Source organism: Paraburkholderia sp. RAU2J, assembly GCF_003634845.1.
In the GTDB taxonomy this organism is placed as follows: domain Bacteria; phylum Pseudomonadota; class Gammaproteobacteria; order Burkholderiales; family Burkholderiaceae; genus Paraburkholderia; species Paraburkholderia fynbosensis.
Window position 1 is genome coordinate 555,481 of sequence record NZ_RBXG01000003.1, and the last position, 16,710, is coordinate 572,190.

Annotated in this window: 13 protein-coding genes and 1 pseudogene; 1 reads left to right on the top strand and 13 read right to left on the bottom strand. The window is 62.3% G+C overall.

What is annotated here, in order from left to right:
- Positions 1-4: 4 nt before the first annotated feature.
- The 8 genes and pseudogenes from B0G69_RS33985 to B0G69_RS34025 all read right to left on the bottom strand — a co-directional run bounded on the left by B0G69_RS33985 (position 5) and on the right by B0G69_RS34025 (position 8,551).
- Positions 5-463, bottom strand: coding sequence for a 2Fe-2S iron-sulfur cluster-binding protein (locus B0G69_RS33985; RefSeq protein WP_241991688.1), 459 nt, complete (start codon positions 461-463; stop codon positions 5-7).
- A gap of 1,048 nt (positions 464-1,511) precedes the next feature.
- The gene (locus B0G69_RS33995; RefSeq protein ID WP_121324511.1) at positions 1,512-2,774 is read right to left on the bottom strand and encodes a multidrug effflux MFS transporter; all 1,263 of its coding nucleotides are present in this window, start codon (positions 2,772-2,774) and stop codon (positions 1,512-1,514) included.
- Between the two features lie 426 nt (positions 2,775-3,200).
- Positions 3,201-3,329, bottom strand: a pseudogene (locus B0G69_RS42860) (hypothetical protein); the annotation flags it as partial.
- A complete protein-coding gene (locus B0G69_RS34005; RefSeq protein ID WP_121324512.1) occupies positions 3,320-4,243 on the bottom strand; it encodes a LysR family transcriptional regulator in 924 nt (307 codons plus the stop codon). The gene B0G69_RS34005 and the pseudogene B0G69_RS42860, both read right to left, overlap by 10 nt.
- Positions 4,244-4,599: 356 nt before the next feature.
- Positions 4,600-7,269, bottom strand: coding sequence for an excinuclease ABC subunit UvrA (locus B0G69_RS34010; protein WP_121324513.1), 2,670 nt, complete (start codon positions 7,267-7,269; stop codon positions 4,600-4,602).
- 294 nt (positions 7,270-7,563) lie between these two features.
- Positions 7,564-7,764, bottom strand: coding sequence for a hypothetical protein (locus B0G69_RS34015; protein ID WP_121325089.1), 201 nt, complete (start codon positions 7,762-7,764; stop codon positions 7,564-7,566).
- A 147-nt stretch (positions 7,765-7,911) separates the two neighbouring features.
- Entirely contained in the window at positions 7,912-8,241 is a 330-nt protein-coding gene (locus B0G69_RS34020) for a hypothetical protein (RefSeq protein WP_121324514.1), read from the bottom strand.
- A gap of 25 nt (positions 8,242-8,266) precedes the next feature.
- On the bottom strand, positions 8,267-8,551 hold the full coding sequence (locus tag B0G69_RS34025) for a hypothetical protein (protein WP_121324515.1): 285 nt from the start codon (positions 8,549-8,551) through the stop codon (positions 8,267-8,269).
- 411 nt (positions 8,552-8,962) lie between these two features.
- On the opposite strand from B0G69_RS34025, the gene B0G69_RS34030 reads away from it, so the two are divergent.
- Positions 8,963-9,667 (top strand): GNAT family N-acetyltransferase, encoded by a 705-nt coding sequence (locus tag B0G69_RS34030; protein WP_121324516.1) that lies wholly within the window; start codon positions 8,963-8,965, stop codon positions 9,665-9,667.
- An 87-nt stretch (positions 9,668-9,754) separates the two neighbouring features.
- On the opposite strand, the gene B0G69_RS34035 is transcribed toward B0G69_RS34030, so the two are convergent.
- From B0G69_RS34035 to B0G69_RS34055, 5 genes are all read right to left on the bottom strand, one after another.
- Positions 9,755-10,771, bottom strand: coding sequence for an alcohol dehydrogenase (locus B0G69_RS34035; protein ID WP_121324517.1), 1,017 nt, complete (start codon positions 10,769-10,771; stop codon positions 9,755-9,757).
- Positions 10,772-11,108: 337 nt separating this feature from the next.
- Positions 11,109-12,410, bottom strand: coding sequence for an L-fuconate dehydratase (locus B0G69_RS34040; protein WP_121324518.1), 1,302 nt, complete (start codon positions 12,408-12,410; stop codon positions 11,109-11,111).
- A gap of 195 nt (positions 12,411-12,605) precedes the next feature.
- Positions 12,606-13,544, bottom strand: coding sequence for an ABC transporter substrate-binding protein (locus B0G69_RS34045; RefSeq protein WP_121324519.1), 939 nt, complete (start codon positions 13,542-13,544; stop codon positions 12,606-12,608).
- 90 nt (positions 13,545-13,634) lie between these two features.
- Positions 13,635-14,660, bottom strand: a complete 1,026-nt coding sequence (locus tag B0G69_RS34050) for an ABC transporter permease (RefSeq protein WP_121324520.1) — start codon at positions 14,658-14,660, stop codon at positions 13,635-13,637.
- Positions 14,661-14,676: 16 nt separating this feature from the next.
- Complete coding sequence (locus B0G69_RS34055) at positions 14,677-16,191, bottom strand: sugar ABC transporter ATP-binding protein (RefSeq protein WP_121324521.1); 1,515 nt, start codon at positions 16,189-16,191, stop codon at positions 14,677-14,679.
- Positions 16,192-16,710 lie beyond the last annotated feature (519 nt).

Consider the following 16,710-nt stretch of genomic DNA (forward strand, 5'->3'; position numbering starts at 1 on the left):
CTCCTCAGGACTGGCCGCGCACGCGCTGGATCGCCGCGACGATGTTCTGATAGGCGCCGCAGCGGCACAGATTGCCGCTCATCGCTTCGCGCACCTCGGCGTCGCCGGGCCCGACCGCTTCATCGAGCAAGGCAACCGCGGACATGATCTGGCCCGACGTGCAATAGCCGCACTGGTAGCCGTCGCATTCTACAAACGCGGCCTGCATCGGATGCAGCGCATCGGGCTGGCCGATACCTTCGATGGTCGCGATTTCGTCGCCGGCGTGAGTGCCCGCCAGCGACAGGCACGCATTCACTCGCCGTCCGTTCACGTGCACGGTGCACGCGCCGCATTGACCGTGATCGCAACCCTTTTTGGTGCCGGTCAGGTGCAGATGTTCGCGCAGCGCGTCGAGCAGCGTGGTGCGCGGATCGAGCAACAGCTTGTAGATGTTGCCGTTGACGTTCAACTCGACGGGCATCGCCGTGTCGGCGGAAGACCGGCGGCTGGTTCGGCTCGCGGCGCTCTGTTGCGGGGTGTCGGTGTTGGAGGCGGTCTGTTGCATCGTGCTTTCTCCTCGTGGGAAGAGCGGCCGGAATCGGCGTCTCTCGCGGTAGACGAGCGCGGAAACCGGGGCCGTTATAGATCGATTGCGGATTGTGGGACGTTCAGGGGCCGCGCGGCGGAGTCGCGTCCCGCGAGCGCAAGGGGTGGTGCAGCAAGCGTAATGCCTGCGTGAGTCGGGACCGAAAATTAAAGCGCTTTGTGTGCCGCAGCAACCGGCAAACCGGGTAGACGACCGGATGCGTCAAGGAAGCCACATGCGGCAGAAAGCAAATCACCGCTCAAGGGCCACCTTGCCGATGTCCCAGACGGGCAGTGAATTCGGCGTTTAGATAGCCGCCGTCCGCAGAGTCACGCGGCGAAGCACTCCCGAAAAGGCATCCCTACAGCGCCGATCAATTTCGGCGTCCTGCGCAAAACATCTGGACGCCTGGTCATTCATTAATATGCTTTGCCTCCCAATACTAGCACTCACGAAATTTCACAACGAACCGGCGAACGTGCCGGCATCGCAAGGAGACTGCGGCGGCTGATTCCCCGCGTATTTCGCAGATCAGCTTTGATTTGCCCGATCGTCGCGCGGGCATGCTCGGAGTGCAATTCGCGGCGTCATCAAAAACAGGCAGCCAAACCACGCTTCCCGTACCGCTGCCTTTTGCCTCTCAGGAGTTATTCATGTCCGCTGTTGATTCCTCTCTCTCACCCGTCGCAGACTTCGCCGCCGTCAAGGTCCGTCAACAGGCAAGGCGGTGCTTCTGGACGATCTGATGACATTGATCCGCAGCCGCAACCGGTCGGGGGACTCGACGCTCGTCCTGCCGAGCGAGTACCTCGAAGTCGTGATCGAGCGGTGATGAGAGAAGTCAGGTGCTTCGCCGCGTCCGCGAGCACGGCGAAGTCAGAGCGCCGATCGGCGTGTCAACGACCCGAAGTTCGGAGCCGCAAACTCTCCGACTCCATGTTTCTTACACCACCTCACCTCCCGCGCGCGCCACCGCGACAGGCTGCGCCAGCGTCAGATGGCGCAGCAGCTTGGTCACCATCACGACCACGATGCCCGCGAGGATCACGAAAAACATCGCGAGCGGCGTCAGGATTTGCACCGACACGAAGCCGGCCAGCCCCATCATCGCCGACGAGACGAGCAGCAGCGCGCACCCGAGAATTGCGCTCGTCAGCCCCGCGATGTGCGGAAACAGCGAATTGCCCTTGGCCATCAGCGTCGGATACATCGCGCCGGCGCAAAAGCCCATTACGAGCACCGGTGTGGCGAGCGTCCACACGCGCAGGCCGATCGTCAGCGCAAGCACGAGCATCGCCACCGCAGCGGCCGCCATCAGGCGCGCACCAATGCGCAGCCGCTCTTCCGCGCTCGGCAGACGCGGACCATGCAAGCGGTTCGAGAGGCCGCCGAGAAAATACATCATGCCGATGCCGAGCGCGAGATAGCCGAAGAAAGTCGGTGGCTTATGCAGCGTGTTCTGCACCATGAACGGTCCGATGATGTTGAACACGAGCAGGATGCTGTAGCACAGACCCTGCGCAAGAAAGCAGCTCTGGAACACCGGACTCGCGAGCACCTTGCGCGCATTCGTGACGAGCGTGCGCGGTTCGAGGTGCACGGGCCGCGGCAATGTTTCCCGATAGCGCCACAACAGCGCCCACATCACGAGCGAATAGACCAGCAGGAAGACAAGACAGACCCGCCAGCCGAACCACGTCTGCAGATGGGCGCCGATCACCGGCGCAACGATCGGCGCGAGCCCCCACGCAATCGACATGTAGGTGAACGCGTGCATCAGCGCCTGGCCCTTGAACGAATCGGTGATGATCGCCTTCGCAAGCAGGTTGGTGGTGGCGATGCCGAAGCCCTGCAGGCAGCGTGCGAGGATGAACGTCTCCAGGTTCGGCGCCGCCAGCGACAGCAGGCAGCCGATCGTGTAGATGACGAGTCCGAACGCCAGCACAGGCTTGCGGCCATATGCGTCGGCGACTGGTCCGAAGATCAGCTGGCCGAGCGCGTAGGCGACCATATAGCCGGTCACGCTCGTCTGGATGGCCTGCGGCGACGTGGCGAAGAAACGCGCCATGGCGGGCAGCGCAGGCACGTAGATATCGATCGCGAGTTGTCCGGCGGAAGCGAACAGGCAGATCAGAATCAGCAGGAAGCGCGGCGAGTTCGGTGCCGGGGCGGAAGTGCCGGCGTGGTTGGCGTTATCGTGGGTCATGACTGCATCAAGGGGGCAATGCCGATGGCGCGGCATGGGCTGGTTCGAAACCCGAACCGACGTGCGCGCGGTGTTATTGCCCGCTATTGTGCCTGTGGTTGCGTTTAGACGCGGGATTTCCCTGGTGGGGGAATGGGATGCTGGATGGCGCGAGGTGGTAGATATCGCGCTCGGGCACGGGCATCAACCAGCGCATGCCCGGCATTCTTCCAAAAATCCAATCAATCTATTTGGTCAACGCATAGATGCTTCGCCGTTGGGTGACCAGAATGTGAATAACCGGCTCAGAGGCCAGTGCCGTTTATCGCGGCTACCGGTTCAGAGTACATTATTCAAATCAGGAGACACCATGGCAGAGCAAGACGCCCGGACCCGGGTCGACACTTCTGTTATTTCGATTCGATTGGATTGTGATCGGGTAAGAGCCTCTTCATGAGTCGGCAGGTTGTTTTCCGCGGCATCCACCCGACCCGTCTTCAGGCCCGTGTACACCTCGGCGGTCGGCATCGGCGTGGGATCTTTTGGCCAAAGAGCGAAGCTAACCTTTATCCCGATCGGGCCACCGGCGTGCGAGCGAACTCCGTTTCCTTCACGGCTTCGGCCAGATAGTCGACGAAAGACGCGATCCGCGCCGATATCGCGGTGTTGCGATAGTAGACGGCGTGGATGGGTTGCCGGACTTCCTGGGTCTGCCGCGCGAAAAGCTGGACGAGCTTGCCCTCGCGACGATCCCGTCCCGTCATGAAGTCGGACAGGCAGACGACGCCCGCCCCCTCCAGCGCCAGCTGCCGCAGCGTTTCGCCGCTGGACGACGCGATGCCCGGCTCGATCCGGTATAGCTCGTTGTCGGCCCCGACGATCGGCCAGACGTTAAGCGATTCGGGTTGAGCAAACCCTAGCAGCGAATGCCTGGCGAGTTCGTCGACACGTTTCGGATGTCCGTGCTTCTTCAGATAGTCCGGCGCCGCCAGGACCCGTATCCGGCTGCTGCCGACCGGACGGCTGTGCAGCGTCGAATCCTTCAGCTTGCCGATACGGATGGCGACATCGGTACGGCGTTCGAGCAGATCGATGATGCCTTCGTTGCTGTTCAATTCGAGTTCGATCTGCGGATACAGCGCGCGGTAGCCCGCCACCAGCGGCACGATCACATGGAGCATGAACGGCGTCGCAGCATCGATGCGCAGACGCCCGGAAGGCCGCTCCCGGCGAGCCGCGAGTTGTTCTTCAGCACTCTCCACCGCATCGATGATCTCGCGGGCATTTTGCAGGAAAGCCTTGCCCTCTTCCGTCAACTCCAGGCGCCGCGTCGTCCGGCGCAACAGCGTGGTTTTCAGCTTTTCTTCGAGCCTGCCCAGCGTCCGGCTCGCGCCCGACACGGTCTGGTCCAACTGCTCGGCCGCGGCAGTGATCGAACCGGTGTCGACCACGGTGGCAAAGGTCTGCAATTCGTCGAGGGTAACTTTCATCTTTGATTTGAAATCAAAAGTGTTTCGTTTATAGACCAGTTTCTCCGCAAAAGTAAACAAGGCACATTTCCCCTCCATCGAGGAGCCTGGATTGAGGCGCTTTGCCGGGTATCACGCAAAACGACATTCCGTCGAAGCTGATCTTCGCCGGGTGTCGGTTCGTTCTTGCAGGCATCGTCTTTCAGAACGGTCACTCAAAAGGCCCTCGATAGTGCGCAAGTCATGAATGCCGCGCATTGATCGAAGGCACCCTGCTTAAGTCCTCGCCCTTCTCAAATCTTCCGGGCTTTCCGGCCCCAGCAAATGCCGGCGTCTTTGATGGAACTCCCGTTAACGTCAACGCGCTCCACCCAAGTTCACGCCACAACCAGCGGCTGCAGATACGCAGCCGTGCGGCTCTCCTTCGCGCGCGCGACTTCAGCCGGGATGCCGCTCGCCACGATCGTCCCGCCGGCGTCGCCGGCTCCCGGGCCGACGTCGATCACCCAGTCGCTTTGCGCGGCCACCCTCATATCGTGCTCGACCACCACCACGGTATTGCCCGCGTCGACGAGGCCCTGCAACTGCACCATGAGCCGGTCGACGTCGGCGGGATGCAGGCCGGTAGTCGGCTCGTCGAGGATGTACAACGTGTCACCGCGCTGCGCCCGCTGCAGTTCGGTCGCGAGCTTGATGCGCTGTGCCTCGCCGCCCGATAGCTCCGTGGCCGGCTGACCGAGGCGCAGATAGCCGAGGCCGATGTCGCGCAGTACTTTTAGCGCGCGCATCACGCTCGCTTCCTCGGCAAAGAATCTGCACGCGGCATCGACCGTCAGGTCCAGCACCTCGGCAATATTTTTATCGCGCCATGTGATTTCCAACGTCGACGTGTTGTAGCGGGTGCCATGGCAGGTCGAGCAAGGCGCATACACGCTCGGCAGAAACAGCAACTCGACGCTGACGAAGCCTTCGCCTTCGCACGTCGGGCAACGGCCCTGCGCGACGTTGAACGAGAAGCGCCCCGCGCTGTAGCGGCGCTTGCGGGCAGTGGGGGTGTCCGCGAACAGCTTGCGCACGTGGTCGAACAAGCCCGTGTAGGTGGCGAGATTGGAGCGCGGCGTGCGCCCGATCGACTTCTGGTCGACGCGCACGAGTCGCCGCAGCGCGTCCATGCCGTCGGCGATGTGTCCGCTCGTGGGCAGCGTCGCGCTGGCGAGCAGCGGGTCCTGTTCGTCTTCGTCCGGGCTTTCGATGATCCGTCCCAGCCGGCTCGCGACCAGTTCGGGCAGCGCCTGGCTCACGAGGCTCGATTTGCCCGAGCCCGACACCCCGGTGACGGTCGTCAGGCAGCCGAGCGGGAACGCGACATTCAGCCCGCGCAGATTATTGCGCGTGATATTGACGAGTTGCAGCCAGCCCGCAGCGTCGCGCGGTGTGCGCTCGACGGGGGCGGGCGGCGCGAACAGATGGCGGCGCGTCTGCGATGCTTCGACCTTCGCGAGTCCCTCGGGCGGCCCGCTATAGACCACATGACCGCCCGCCTCGCCCGCCGCCGGACCAACGTCGACCAGCCAGTCGGCGCGCCGCATCATCTGCAAATCGTGCTCGACGACGAACAGCGAATTGCCCGCGGCTTTGAGTCCTTGCAACGCGCTGAAGAGCGCTTCGCCGTCGGCGGGATGCAGGCCGGCCGATGGCTCGTCGAGCACATACACGACCCCGAAGAGTTGCGACGACAGTTGCGTGGCCAGCCGCAAGCGCTGCAATTCACCCGACGACAGCGTGGGTGTGCTGCGCTCCAGCGCAAGGTAGCCGAGACCGAGGTCGACCAGCGTCCTCAGACGTTCCAGCAATTCGGCGGCAATGCGCTGCGCGGCCACGCGTTTTTCTTCCGAAAGGTTCGGCGTGCGCCGCACGTCGGGTGAAGCCTTGTGCGCGGAACCGCCCGCCGCCACCCGCTTGTCGACGGCCTCGCGCATCGCGCTTTTGCTGAGCACGCCGCCTTTAGCCGTGGTCACCGTGGCGGGCTCCGGCCATTCGCCGCGCGCGATCGGTTCGAGAAGCGCGGCCAGCCCCGCGAGCGGCAACTGCGACAACTCGCCGATATCGAGCCCGGCGAATTTCACCGAGAGCGCTTCTTTCTTGAGCCGTTTGCCGTGGCAACTCGGACAGCCGCTGCCGACCATGTACTGCGACACGCGCTTTTTCATCAGCGCGCTTTGGGTGTTCGCAAAGGTGTGCAGCACGTACCGGCGTGCGCCGGTGAACGTGCCTTGATAGCTCGGCTCGTCCTTGCGTCTGAGCGCGGCGCGGGTTTCCTTCGGCGTCAAGCCGGCGTAGACGGGCACGGTCGGCTGTTCGTCGGTGAAGAGAATCCAGTCGCGATCTTTTTTCGGCAAGTCGCGCCATGGTGTATCGACGTCGTAGCCGAGCGTGACCAGGATGTCGCGCAGATTCTGGCCGTGCCACGCAGGCGGCCACGCGGCAATCGCGCGCTCGCGGATGGTCAGCGAGTCGTCGGGCACCATCGATTTTTCGGTGACTTCGTACACGCGCCCAAGCCCATGGCATGTCGGACAGGCGCCTTGCACCGTGTTCGGCGAGAAGTCCTCGGCGAACAGCATCGGCTGCTTCGGCGGATAGTCGCCCGTACGCGAATAGAGCATGCGTACGAGGCTCGACAGCGTGGTGACACTGCCCACCGATGAGCGCGCGCTCGGCGTGCCGCGCTGCTGTTGCAAGGCGACCGCGGGCGGCAGCCCTTCGATCGCGTCGACTTCGGGCACGCCGACCTGTTCGATCAGGCGCCTCGCGTACGGCGCAACCGATTCGAAGTAGCGCCGCTGCGCCTCCGCGTACAACGTCCCGAACGCGAGCGAAGATTTCCCCGAGCCCGACACGCCGGTGAACACGACGAGCGCGTCGCGCGGAATCTGCACGTCGACGTTTTTCAGATTGTGCTCGCGAGCGCCCCGCACACGGACGAAACCAGTGGGGGCGCCGGAGGGCGTGAGGGGCGAACCGGGTTGGCTGCGGATGGCGTCCATGTCGATCGATAGCGGATGAGCGAGGTGCCTGCTGGCTGCGCGAACGCAGATGAGATTGCACGCAGCATGCCAGATCCGGCGCGAGACGGTTGGATGGGACAGCAGTGGTGCCGAAGTGAATCGCGGACACGCCATGGCTCAGTCGCTTGAGCGCTGGTTTTCGGCGTCCCTGCTTCGGTATACATGAATTGCCGTCCATATTGCTCGCCAGCAATATTCAGCGGCAATGCCAGCGGCGCCAGCCAAAGTCACCTTGAGCGGGCAAGGCGGTGTAACGCAGTTTGCAAAACCCGTTCAACCATGGCTATCGATCCATGCCCGGCACCACTCGAGCCCAGCGAGGCGCGCTCCCTCGTCGGTTTCAAATGTGCCGAGCACGCCTGAACCTTCGACCAGCTTGCCTGCGCGCATGATAGTGCCGCCCGCCGCATATCCGCCATCCTGAAGAATGGCATGGCCCCAGACGGAATAGCCCTTGTAGATTTCAGGTTCCACTTTCGGTCTCTGCATTGACGAGCGGTCGCTTCATTCACCAGGTTACCGCAACGCGGCGACGTGGAGTGGGCTTTTCAACCACGTGCAGCCAATTGCAGCAGCTACGCCGCGCGTGATCTTTAATCAGCGATGACAGCCGCAGCCGCTTCAGACGCGCAGCACGTTGCCTTCCGGCGTAATCAGTCTGGGTATGTCGAGGGAAGGCGGGGCGGCCGGCTTCTTGACCGTGACCACGGGCGTGCGTTTGGACGGCGCGGTTCGCGGCATCGGATCAGCCACGCGCCGCGGCAGAAGCTTTGTCGCGTTGCGGCGGGAGCTGGCGGCACTGCGAGATTTCGGCGAGCACTTGCCGGCGACAGCGCCCGCACCACCCATACGCGCCTCAGGCGGATTCCAGATTTCCACGTAACGCTCGCCCGCTGTTACGGTCGACGCGATAGTCAGCAGAAGTACACCGGCACCGAGCAATCGAAACATGTCTTCTCCGTCAGTTTGCGTGCGATTAAGGATGGCACGACTTCGCGGCACCAATGCACGAGCCATCACACCCATCACAGTAATGCCGGTCGCGCACCGCCCGGTCCACCAGCCAGTTATTCGTTGCGGCCGCCGTGGGCGTTCCCACCGAGTGCCCGTTTTCGCTGGCATAAAACGTCTGCTCGCCGGCTTTCCCGCGACGAATCGCTTCGTCGATCTCCCGATCGCCAAACGCGGATTTCATCTCGGCAACGAACGCAGCTATCTCCGGCATTGGATGGCCAACCGGCATCCGCACACGCATGTCCATTCGTTGTCCCCCGAAAAAAGCTGAGTCGCCGTCTCGACACTCTGCGCAAGACACTGTACATTCATACAGGTATTTTCGCAAATGGGAACTGCGCTGCAGTGGGTGGCCGGTGCCGGGCTGCTGCACATCGCCCACTGAGTCGCGGTGTGAACGTGTGAGCTGACGCAAAGCGCGGCATCGCATACGCCGCCGAAGACGAAGACTGTCGGGTTTAATGGCGTAAATGACGCCAACTTTGTCATTTACGACACTTATGCAGAGGCCGCTTCCCGTCTACAGGGGCGTCAACCCGAACGTCACGCGCGCTTATCGCAGGCGGAAAACCATGAAAGGGATGGCGCTTGGTACCCGCATGCTCATGAACGCCGCCTGAGGGCACCGCAGCCTGGTCGCACAAGCATAAGGATAGACATGAATCGCCCAACGCAACTTATCCTCGACAACCCCGTCTGGTCCGCCCTGACGACCAAACAGGCGCATCTGCGCGAGGGCAACCGGCCCGCTTGCCGCTACCACCCTGATATCGCGCCGTTTGCAGGCGTCGAAAGCGAAACCGAAGCGGCTTTTCAGGAACTCGGCGCGCTGCTGCCGTCGCCGGAACAGGTGGCCCTGTTGAGCCTCGCCCCTTTGCCGCACATGGAGGCCGTGCGATCCGAGCGCATCGGCGTCGTGCGTCAGATGGTGGCGACTGGCGATCCGGGCGCCGGCACCGACGATCAGGTGATCCGCCTCACCGACCTCGATGCCGCGGACATGCTCGAGCTGGCTCAAAAGACCAAGCCCGGTCCATTCGGCAAACGAACCCATCAGATGGGCCAGTACATCGGGATTCGCGACGGCGGCCGTCTGATTGCGATGGCGGGCGAACGCATGCGGCTCGATGGCTACATCGAGATAAGCGCGGTTTGCGTGGATGACGAATATCGCGGCAAGGGTCTCGCCGCTCGCCTCATGAACATCCTGCGTCGGGAAATCAGGCAACGCGGGGACATTCCGTTCCTGCATGTATTCGACGACAACCACCCGGCGATCACCTTGTACGAGCGCCTCGGATTCGAGACGCGGCAGACGTTCCTCCTCTACCGGATCAAGGGCAGCGATCCGGTCGCGGCGTGAGGGGAAGGCGGAACAGCGTTCGCTCACGCCCGCCCTGCTCGCATCGCAGGGCAGGTGTGGCATGAGCCTAACGCAACACCCCGGATATCAAGCGACCTTCAGCACCACCCTGAAGCGCGCCGCGCCGCTCATCATCCGGTCATACGCTTCGGCCGCACGTTCGAGCGGAAATTCCTCGATCATCGGCTTGACGCCGGAGAGCGCGCTGAAAGCGAGCGTATCCTGCGAGTCGGCGGACGTGCCCGAGGGCCAACCCTGAACCGAATTGCGGCCCATGATGAACTGGGCGACGGGAACCTCGACGGGCTCCTCCGAAATGCCGACCATGATCATCTTGCCGTTCAGCCCCAGCCCGCCGATCGCCGCGCTCATTGCTTTTCCGCTCGTGACCGTCGCGAGAATGACCTTCGCGCCGCCGAGTTCGTTGAGCTTTTCCGGAATGCTCTGCGTCGTGCTGTCGATGTAGTGGTGCGCCCCGAGTTCTTTCGCCAACGCGGCCTTGTCCTGTCCGCGAGCGATGGCCACCGTGTTGAAGCCCATCTTCCGGGCGAACTGCACGCCGAGATGTCCCAGCCCGCCGATACCGAGAATGGCGACCACATCGCCGGCCCGCGCGCCGCTATTGCGCAATGCATTGAAAGTCGTAATGCCCGCGCAGAGCAACGGCGCGGCATCCGCATCGGACAGGTCGTCCGGAATGCTGGCGAGTGCTTCCACCGGCGCTACGACGAATTCGGCATAACCGCCGTCGTAGCTGATGCCCGGCACCTGCGCTTTTTCGCACAGGACGAAGTCGCCCTGGCGGCAACGGGTGCATCGGCCGCAATGGCCGCCATGCCAACCCACGCCGACCCGCTGCCCGACGCGCCATCCGTCCACGCCGCTTCCGACGGCATCTATCACGCCGGCTATTTCATGGCCTGGAACCCGTGGAAATTGGAGACCCGGCCACTGGCCCTCCTTGGTCAACGAATCACTGTGGCAAATTCCGCACGCCTGAACCTTGATGCGGACCTGGCCCTCGGCCGGTTCACGAACATCCAGCTCGACAAGCTTCAATGGGCCGCCTGCTGTTTCCACTTGTACAGCCTTCATTCTGGACATGAGCTTCACCTCGGTAGTCATCGATGTGTTGGCATGCCGAGGGGCGGTCTGCTTTGACAGCCCTCGGCGTCACATGAACACTCTGCGTTCTCCCGGCGTGAGGCGCGGGATCACTGCCCTCGGCGCGAGAGCATGAACTCATTGACCATAGTTGAAAATCCTGCGGATTCCAACTTGTCGGGCTATATGGCCGCCCTCGCGGCGTCGCTCCATGAGCATGATGGCGAAATGCGGAGCCGCCGACACTGAGAGGACACGGGGCCGTCCGGCAAGACTGAAGCGACCGGGTCCAGTGAATCAGACGCGAGTCAAAACTCACCACCCTATGCGTTCGCCGTCACGCCTGCCAGGCCGCTCCCGCAGGAAAATCATGCTGATCGAGCGACGCCGCGTGCATCTCGATGCTGTAGCCGGGCCGTTCCGGCGGCATGTAGCGGCCGTTGCGGATCACGACGGGATCGACGAAATGCTCGTGCAGGTGATCCACGTATTCGAGCACCCGGTTTTCCAGCGACGCCGACACGCAGATATAGTCGAACAGCGAAATATGCTGGACGTACTCGCACAAACCGACGCCGCCCGCGTGCGGACACACCGGCACCCCGAATTTCGCCGCCATCAGTAGCACGACGATCACTTCGTTCAGACCGCCAAGGCGGCAGCTGTCCACCTGGCAGAAGTCGATGGCCTGCGCCTGCAGCAGTTGCTTGAACATCACGCGGTTATGGCAGTGTTCGCCGGTCGCCACGCCGATCATCGGCTTTAACCGCCGGCGGATCGCCGCGTGCCCGAGAATGTCGTCGGGACTCGTGGGCTCCTCGATCCACCACGGATCGAATTGCGCGAGCCGCCGCATGTTCGAGATCGCTTCATCGACGTCCCACACCTGATTCGCGTCCATCATCAGTTTGCGGTTCTCGCCGATTTCTTCGCGCAGAATGCGGGCCCGGCGCATGTCTTCTTCGAGGTTGCCGCCCACCTTCTGCTTGAAATGCGTCCAACCCTGCGCGACGCCTTCACGCGCGAGCCGGCGAATCTTGTCGTCGTCGTAGCCGAGCCAGCCGGCCGACGTCGTGTAGGCGGGATAGCCGTGCGCGCGCATGTCCTTTTCGCGTTCGCCGCGCGTTTTCACATGACGATGCAACATCGCGATGGCTTCCTGCGGCGTGATCGCATCGGTCACATAGCGGAAATCGAGGCAGCGTACGAGTTCTTCCGGACTCATGTCGACGAGCAGCTTCCACACCGGCTTGCCTTCCGCTTTTGCCCAGAGGTCCCAAGTCGCGTTCACGACAGCTGCCGTCGCGAGGTGAATCGCGCCCTTGTCCGGGCCGATCCAGCGCAATTGGCTATCGGAGGTCAGCTCACGCCAGAACGCGCCCATGTTCGCGGCGATATTTTCGAGCGTTTTGCCGACGATCAGCGGCGCCAGTGCCTGTACCGCGCTCACGCAGATTTCGTTGCCGCGTCCGATCGTGAACGTGAGGCCATGGCCGGTGAGCGAGGCCGGCGAATCCGTTTCGAGCGTCACGTAGGTCGCGGAGTAGTCCGGCGCGGCGTTCATCGCATCGGAGCCGTCGAGTGAACGCGAGGTCGGAAAGCGGATGTCCCGCACGGACAGCTTGGTGATCGTCGTCATCTCAACACGCTCCTGGGTCACTGCGATCGGCTTCGCCCATACACCTTCTATGAGCGCAAGCGGCACGGATGGGTGCGGTGCAAGTTCAACGTACGGTCTTTCGCGCGCGATGCGCGGGCCACGGAGGCCATAGGGAAAGAAGGGCGGCACGCCCTTCCCCGCTCATCGCGCATCGGCGGCATCAACGCACCGCGCTCAATCGTAGAGCACGGCGGCGATCTTCGGATCGCTCATATTGGTCTTGTCGTACCAGAAGAAGCCCGTATCGATCTTCGGCGGCAGCTTCTCGCCCTTGAGCGCCTTCACCGCGGAGTCGACCGTGCACTTGCCGATGCCGACCGGATTCTGTGTGATCGCGCCGAGCATCAGGCCCGAGGTGATGTTCGCTTTCTGCTCCTTGCCGGAGTCGAAGCCGATCAGCACGAGCTTCTTGCCCGCTTCCTTGATGCCAATCGCCGCGCCTTCCGCCGAGCCTTCATTCGCGCCGAAAATGCCCTTCAGATTCGGATTGGCCTGAATCATCGCCTTGGCGATTTCCGCCGACTTCAAATGGTCGCCGCCGCCATACTGCACGGAGACGATCTTGACGTTCGGATGCTTTTTCATCTGATTCAGGAAACCGTCGCGCCGATCGACACCCGTGCGGCTGGTCTGGTCGTGCACGATCACGCCGACTTCACCGGCATTGCCGATCGCCTCGGCCATCTTGTCGGCGGCGAGCGCGGCGGCGGCCACGTTGTCCGTCGCGCAGGTGGTCAGCGGAATGTCGCTGTCTACGCCGGAGTCGAACGCGATCACCGGTATTTTCGCGGCCTGCGCGCGCTTGAGCAGCGGAATGGCCGCCTTGCTGTCGAGCGCGGCGATGCCGAGCGCCTGCGGCTTCTTCGCGAGCGCCGCCGAGAGCATGTCGATCTGCTTGTCCACCATCGCTTCGGTTTCCGGGCCCTCGAACGTGATCCTGACTTTGTGCTCCTTCGCCGATTGCTCGGCGCCCGATTTGACGGCCTGCCAGAACTGATGCTGGAAGCCCTTCGAAATAAGCGGGATATAGACGTCATCCGCATACGCGATATTCGCCCCGCCAAGCAAAGTGCCCAGGCCGACCACGACACCGAATATTCTTCGATTCAACATGGAATTTCTCCTCCTAAGGTGGACCATCAACCTTCAGCCGCTGAGGAAGCATTTTTGCGCTTCCCTTCTTTGAAATTGTCCGGCTCAGCGTCAGCTCTTCCTGCGACGCAGGATGTCGGCATAGACCGCGAGAATGATGATGAGGCCTGTCACGACGATCTGCCATTCCTGAGCGACCGACATGATGCGCAGGCCGTTGGTCAGCACGCTCATGATGAATGCCCCGATGATCGTGCCGAGAATCGTGCCCGAGCCGCCGCTCAGCGACGTGCCGCCGATCACCACCGCGGCGATCGCTTCGAGTTCATAGCCCTGGCCGAGCGCCGGCTGCGCCGAATTCAGGCGCGACGCGATGAGCAACCCCGCAATGCCGCAGATCGCTCCGCTCAGCCCATAAATGGCGATCTTCCAGCGATCGACGTTCACGCCGGAAAGACGCACCGCTTCTTCATTGCTGCCAAGCGCAAACGTGTAGCGGCCAAGCGCCGTGCGATTGAGCGTGATCGAACTGGCGATCGCAAGAAAAAACAGGATCAGCACCGCGTTCGGAATGGGCAGGCTCGGCAGCAAATAGCCGATGAACGAATCCTGCGAGATGCGGTAGAAGTTTTCGGTGTCGCTGAAATAGATCGGCTTGTCGGCCGAGACGACGAGCGAGAGGCCTTTTAACAGCATCATCATGCCCAACGTCGCGATGAACGGCGGGATTTTCATTTTCGCCGTGAGCGTCCCCGAAACGGTGCCGCAGATTGCGCCGGTGAAGATCGCGGCGAGGACGCCGACCCACATCGGCAGATGCCAGTAGGAGAGAAATACGCCGCAGATGACCGCCGTGAAAGTCATCAACGTGCCGACCGACAAATCGATGCCGCCCGTGATGATCACGAACGTGCAGGCAATCGCCAGCACGCCGTTGACCGCCGTCGCCTGCAGAATGCCGAGCATGTTGTCCGTCTGCATGAACGCCGGCGAAGCGAAGCTGAAGAAAACCAGCATCAGGATCAGACTCGCGAACGCGAGCAGCTTCTGCAGCGCGGTCGGCGAAAAGACGCGGGCGCGCAGGCCGGAATAACGTCCTTCTCTTGCGAGCGCCGATGTGTCCGATGGCAATGTCATAGGGGCCTCTGGCGGTTCATGCCGCCGTTTTCAGGGTTTCGCGCTGTGTCGCCAGATGCATGATGCGCTCCTGCGTAGCCTCCGCAGCGGAGAGCTCGCCGGTAATGCGGCCCTCGCACATCACGATGACGCGGTCGCTCATGCGCAAGATTTCCGGCAGCTCCGACGAGATCATCACGACCGCCTTGCCTTCGCTGGCGAGCGCACGCAGCAGCTTGTAGATTTCATTCTTCGCGCCGACGTCGATACCCCGTGTCGGCTCGTCGAAAAAGAGCACGTCGCAGTCGCGCTCCAGCCATTTCGCAATCACGATCTTCTGCTGGTTGCCGCCCGACAGCAGCCGCACTTCCTGCGCCGCGGAGGGCGTGCGTATCGCAAGCAGATTGATGAAATGGCTGGCAGTCTTGCGTATCTGCGCGCGCCGCAGAAAAAAGTTGAACGTCAGAAATTTGCTCAAATTCGACATGACGATGTTCGATTCGACATCCATGCCGGTCGCGAGGCCGAAGCGCTTGCGGTCTTCCGACAGATAGCCGATGCCGCGCTTCACCGCGTCGCGTGGACTACGGATGATTGCCCTGGCGCCTTTCACGACGATCTCGCCGGATTCGATCGGATCGGCGCCGAACACCGCGCGGGCGACTTCGGTGCGGCCCGCGCCCATCAATCCGGCAAAGCCTAAAATCTCGCCCTTGCGCAGCGTGAAGCTCACGTCCCTGACCAACGGACCGGCATTGAGGTTTTTGACTTCGAGTGCGAGCTCGCCCTTCTCCCCGGTACTGTGCGACGGTTCGATATCGGTCAAGGTGCGCCCGACCATCATGCCGATAATCGCTTCGACGCTGGTGTCCTGGGCGGCGACGGTGGCCACGTATTCGCCGTCGCGCATCACGGTGACGCGATCGGCGATCTGCTTCAACTCATCCATCTTGTGCGAAATGTAGATGATGCCGACGCCCCGGCTCTTCAGCTCGCGGATGATGCGAAACAGTTCGGCAATCTCGGCGTCGTTGAGCGCCGAGGTGGGCTCGTCCATGATCAGGACACGCGAATCGAAGGACAAGGCCTTGGCGATCTCGACCATCTGCTGCCGGGCGACCGTGAGGGCGCCGACCAAGGCGCGAGGGTCGAGATTCACATGCATGCGGGCAAGAATGTCGCGCGCCTGCGCATTGAGCTTGTCTTCGTCGAGAAACAGGCCGAGACGCCCGCGCGGCTCGCGGCCGACGAACATGTTCTGCGCGACGCTCAGGTGATTCATCAGTTGCAGTTCCTGATGAATGATGCCGACGCCCACGGCCTGCGCATCGCGCGGGCTCTGGAACTCGACCGGCTGGCCGTCATAGAGGATTTCACCCGAATCGCGGGTGTAGACGCCTGCGAGTATTTTCATCAGCGTCGACTTGCCGGCGCCGTTCTCGCCCATCAGCGCATGGACTTCCCCCGCCATGAGCTCGAACTGGACTTCGTGAAGCGCCCTCACGCCGGGGAAGCTCTTGTTGAGCCTTTTGACGGAAATCAGCGGGGTCACGGCGCGAATCGGACGACAATTCCACTACGGCCGGGTGCCTCAATGCGACGGGCCGACGGCCAGAGCGCCGGGCGCCCCCCGCTTACATGAATGAAATCGCAAAGAGAAGCCAGACACATTGCTGGGCCCCGTAACCGATGTGCCACGATTTTACGACGCTGCCGATCGGGGGCTCAAGCCCAGGCATTCCCCAGTGTCGGGGGGGCTTTGTCGCTGCCCGATGGACATGAAGAAATCGGCGATAGACTCGGGAAATGGCGTGACGAGGTTATCCAATAGAATCCGGAAAATGAAAGTGTCCCGTCAGGTATCCGCCCTTTTCGCCTCCCGGTTTCTCCCCTTGTTTGTTCTGTTGCCCTCAGCCGCACTCGTTTCGCCGCGTGATAATTCTTTAAACATTCGACCATCCATCACCGCTATCGCGCAATTTCGTGCTGCAAATACTAAATAAAGTACTAGGTCGCCGGGTCACATCCCCCCAGGTTTCCAGCCGCGAAACGCCTGCCCACATCGGCAAGG

Bases quoted from the DNA above. Each gene is read 5' to 3' on its own strand.
- B0G69_RS33995 (WP_121324511.1), bottom strand. From the start codon at position 2,774: ATGACCCACGATAACGCCAACCACGCCGGCACTTCCGCCCCGGCACCG.
- B0G69_RS34045 (WP_121324519.1), bottom strand. From the start codon at position 13,544: ATGTTGAATCGAAGAATATTCGGTGTCGTGGTCGGCCTGGGCACTTTG.
- B0G69_RS34035 (WP_121324517.1), bottom strand. From the start codon at position 10,771: ATGTCCAGAATGAAGGCTGTACAAGTGGAAACAGCAGGCGGCCCATTG.
- B0G69_RS34030 (WP_121324516.1), top strand. From the start codon at position 8,963: ATGAATCGCCCAACGCAACTTATCCTCGACAACCCCGTCTGGTCCGCC.
- B0G69_RS34040 (WP_121324518.1), bottom strand. From the start codon at position 12,410: ATGACGACGATCACCAAGCTGTCCGTGCGGGACATCCGCTTTCCGACC.
- B0G69_RS33985 (WP_241991688.1), bottom strand. From the start codon at position 463: ATGCCCGTCGAGTTGAACGTCAACGGCAACATCTACAAGCTGTTGCTC.
- B0G69_RS34005 (WP_121324512.1), bottom strand. From the start codon at position 4,243: ATGAAAGTTACCCTCGACGAATTGCAGACCTTTGCCACCGTGGTCGAC.
- B0G69_RS34025 (WP_121324515.1), bottom strand. From the start codon at position 8,551: ATGGACATGCGTGTGCGGATGCCGGTTGGCCATCCAATGCCGGAGATA.
- B0G69_RS34010 (WP_121324513.1), bottom strand. From the start codon at position 7,269: ATGGACGCCATCCGCAGCCAACCCGGTTCGCCCCTCACGCCCTCCGGC.
- B0G69_RS34020 (WP_121324514.1), bottom strand. From the start codon at position 8,241: ATGTTTCGATTGCTCGGTGCCGGTGTACTTCTGCTGACTATCGCGTCG.
- B0G69_RS34050 (WP_121324520.1), bottom strand. From the start codon at position 14,660: ATGACATTGCCATCGGACACATCGGCGCTCGCAAGAGAAGGACGTTAT.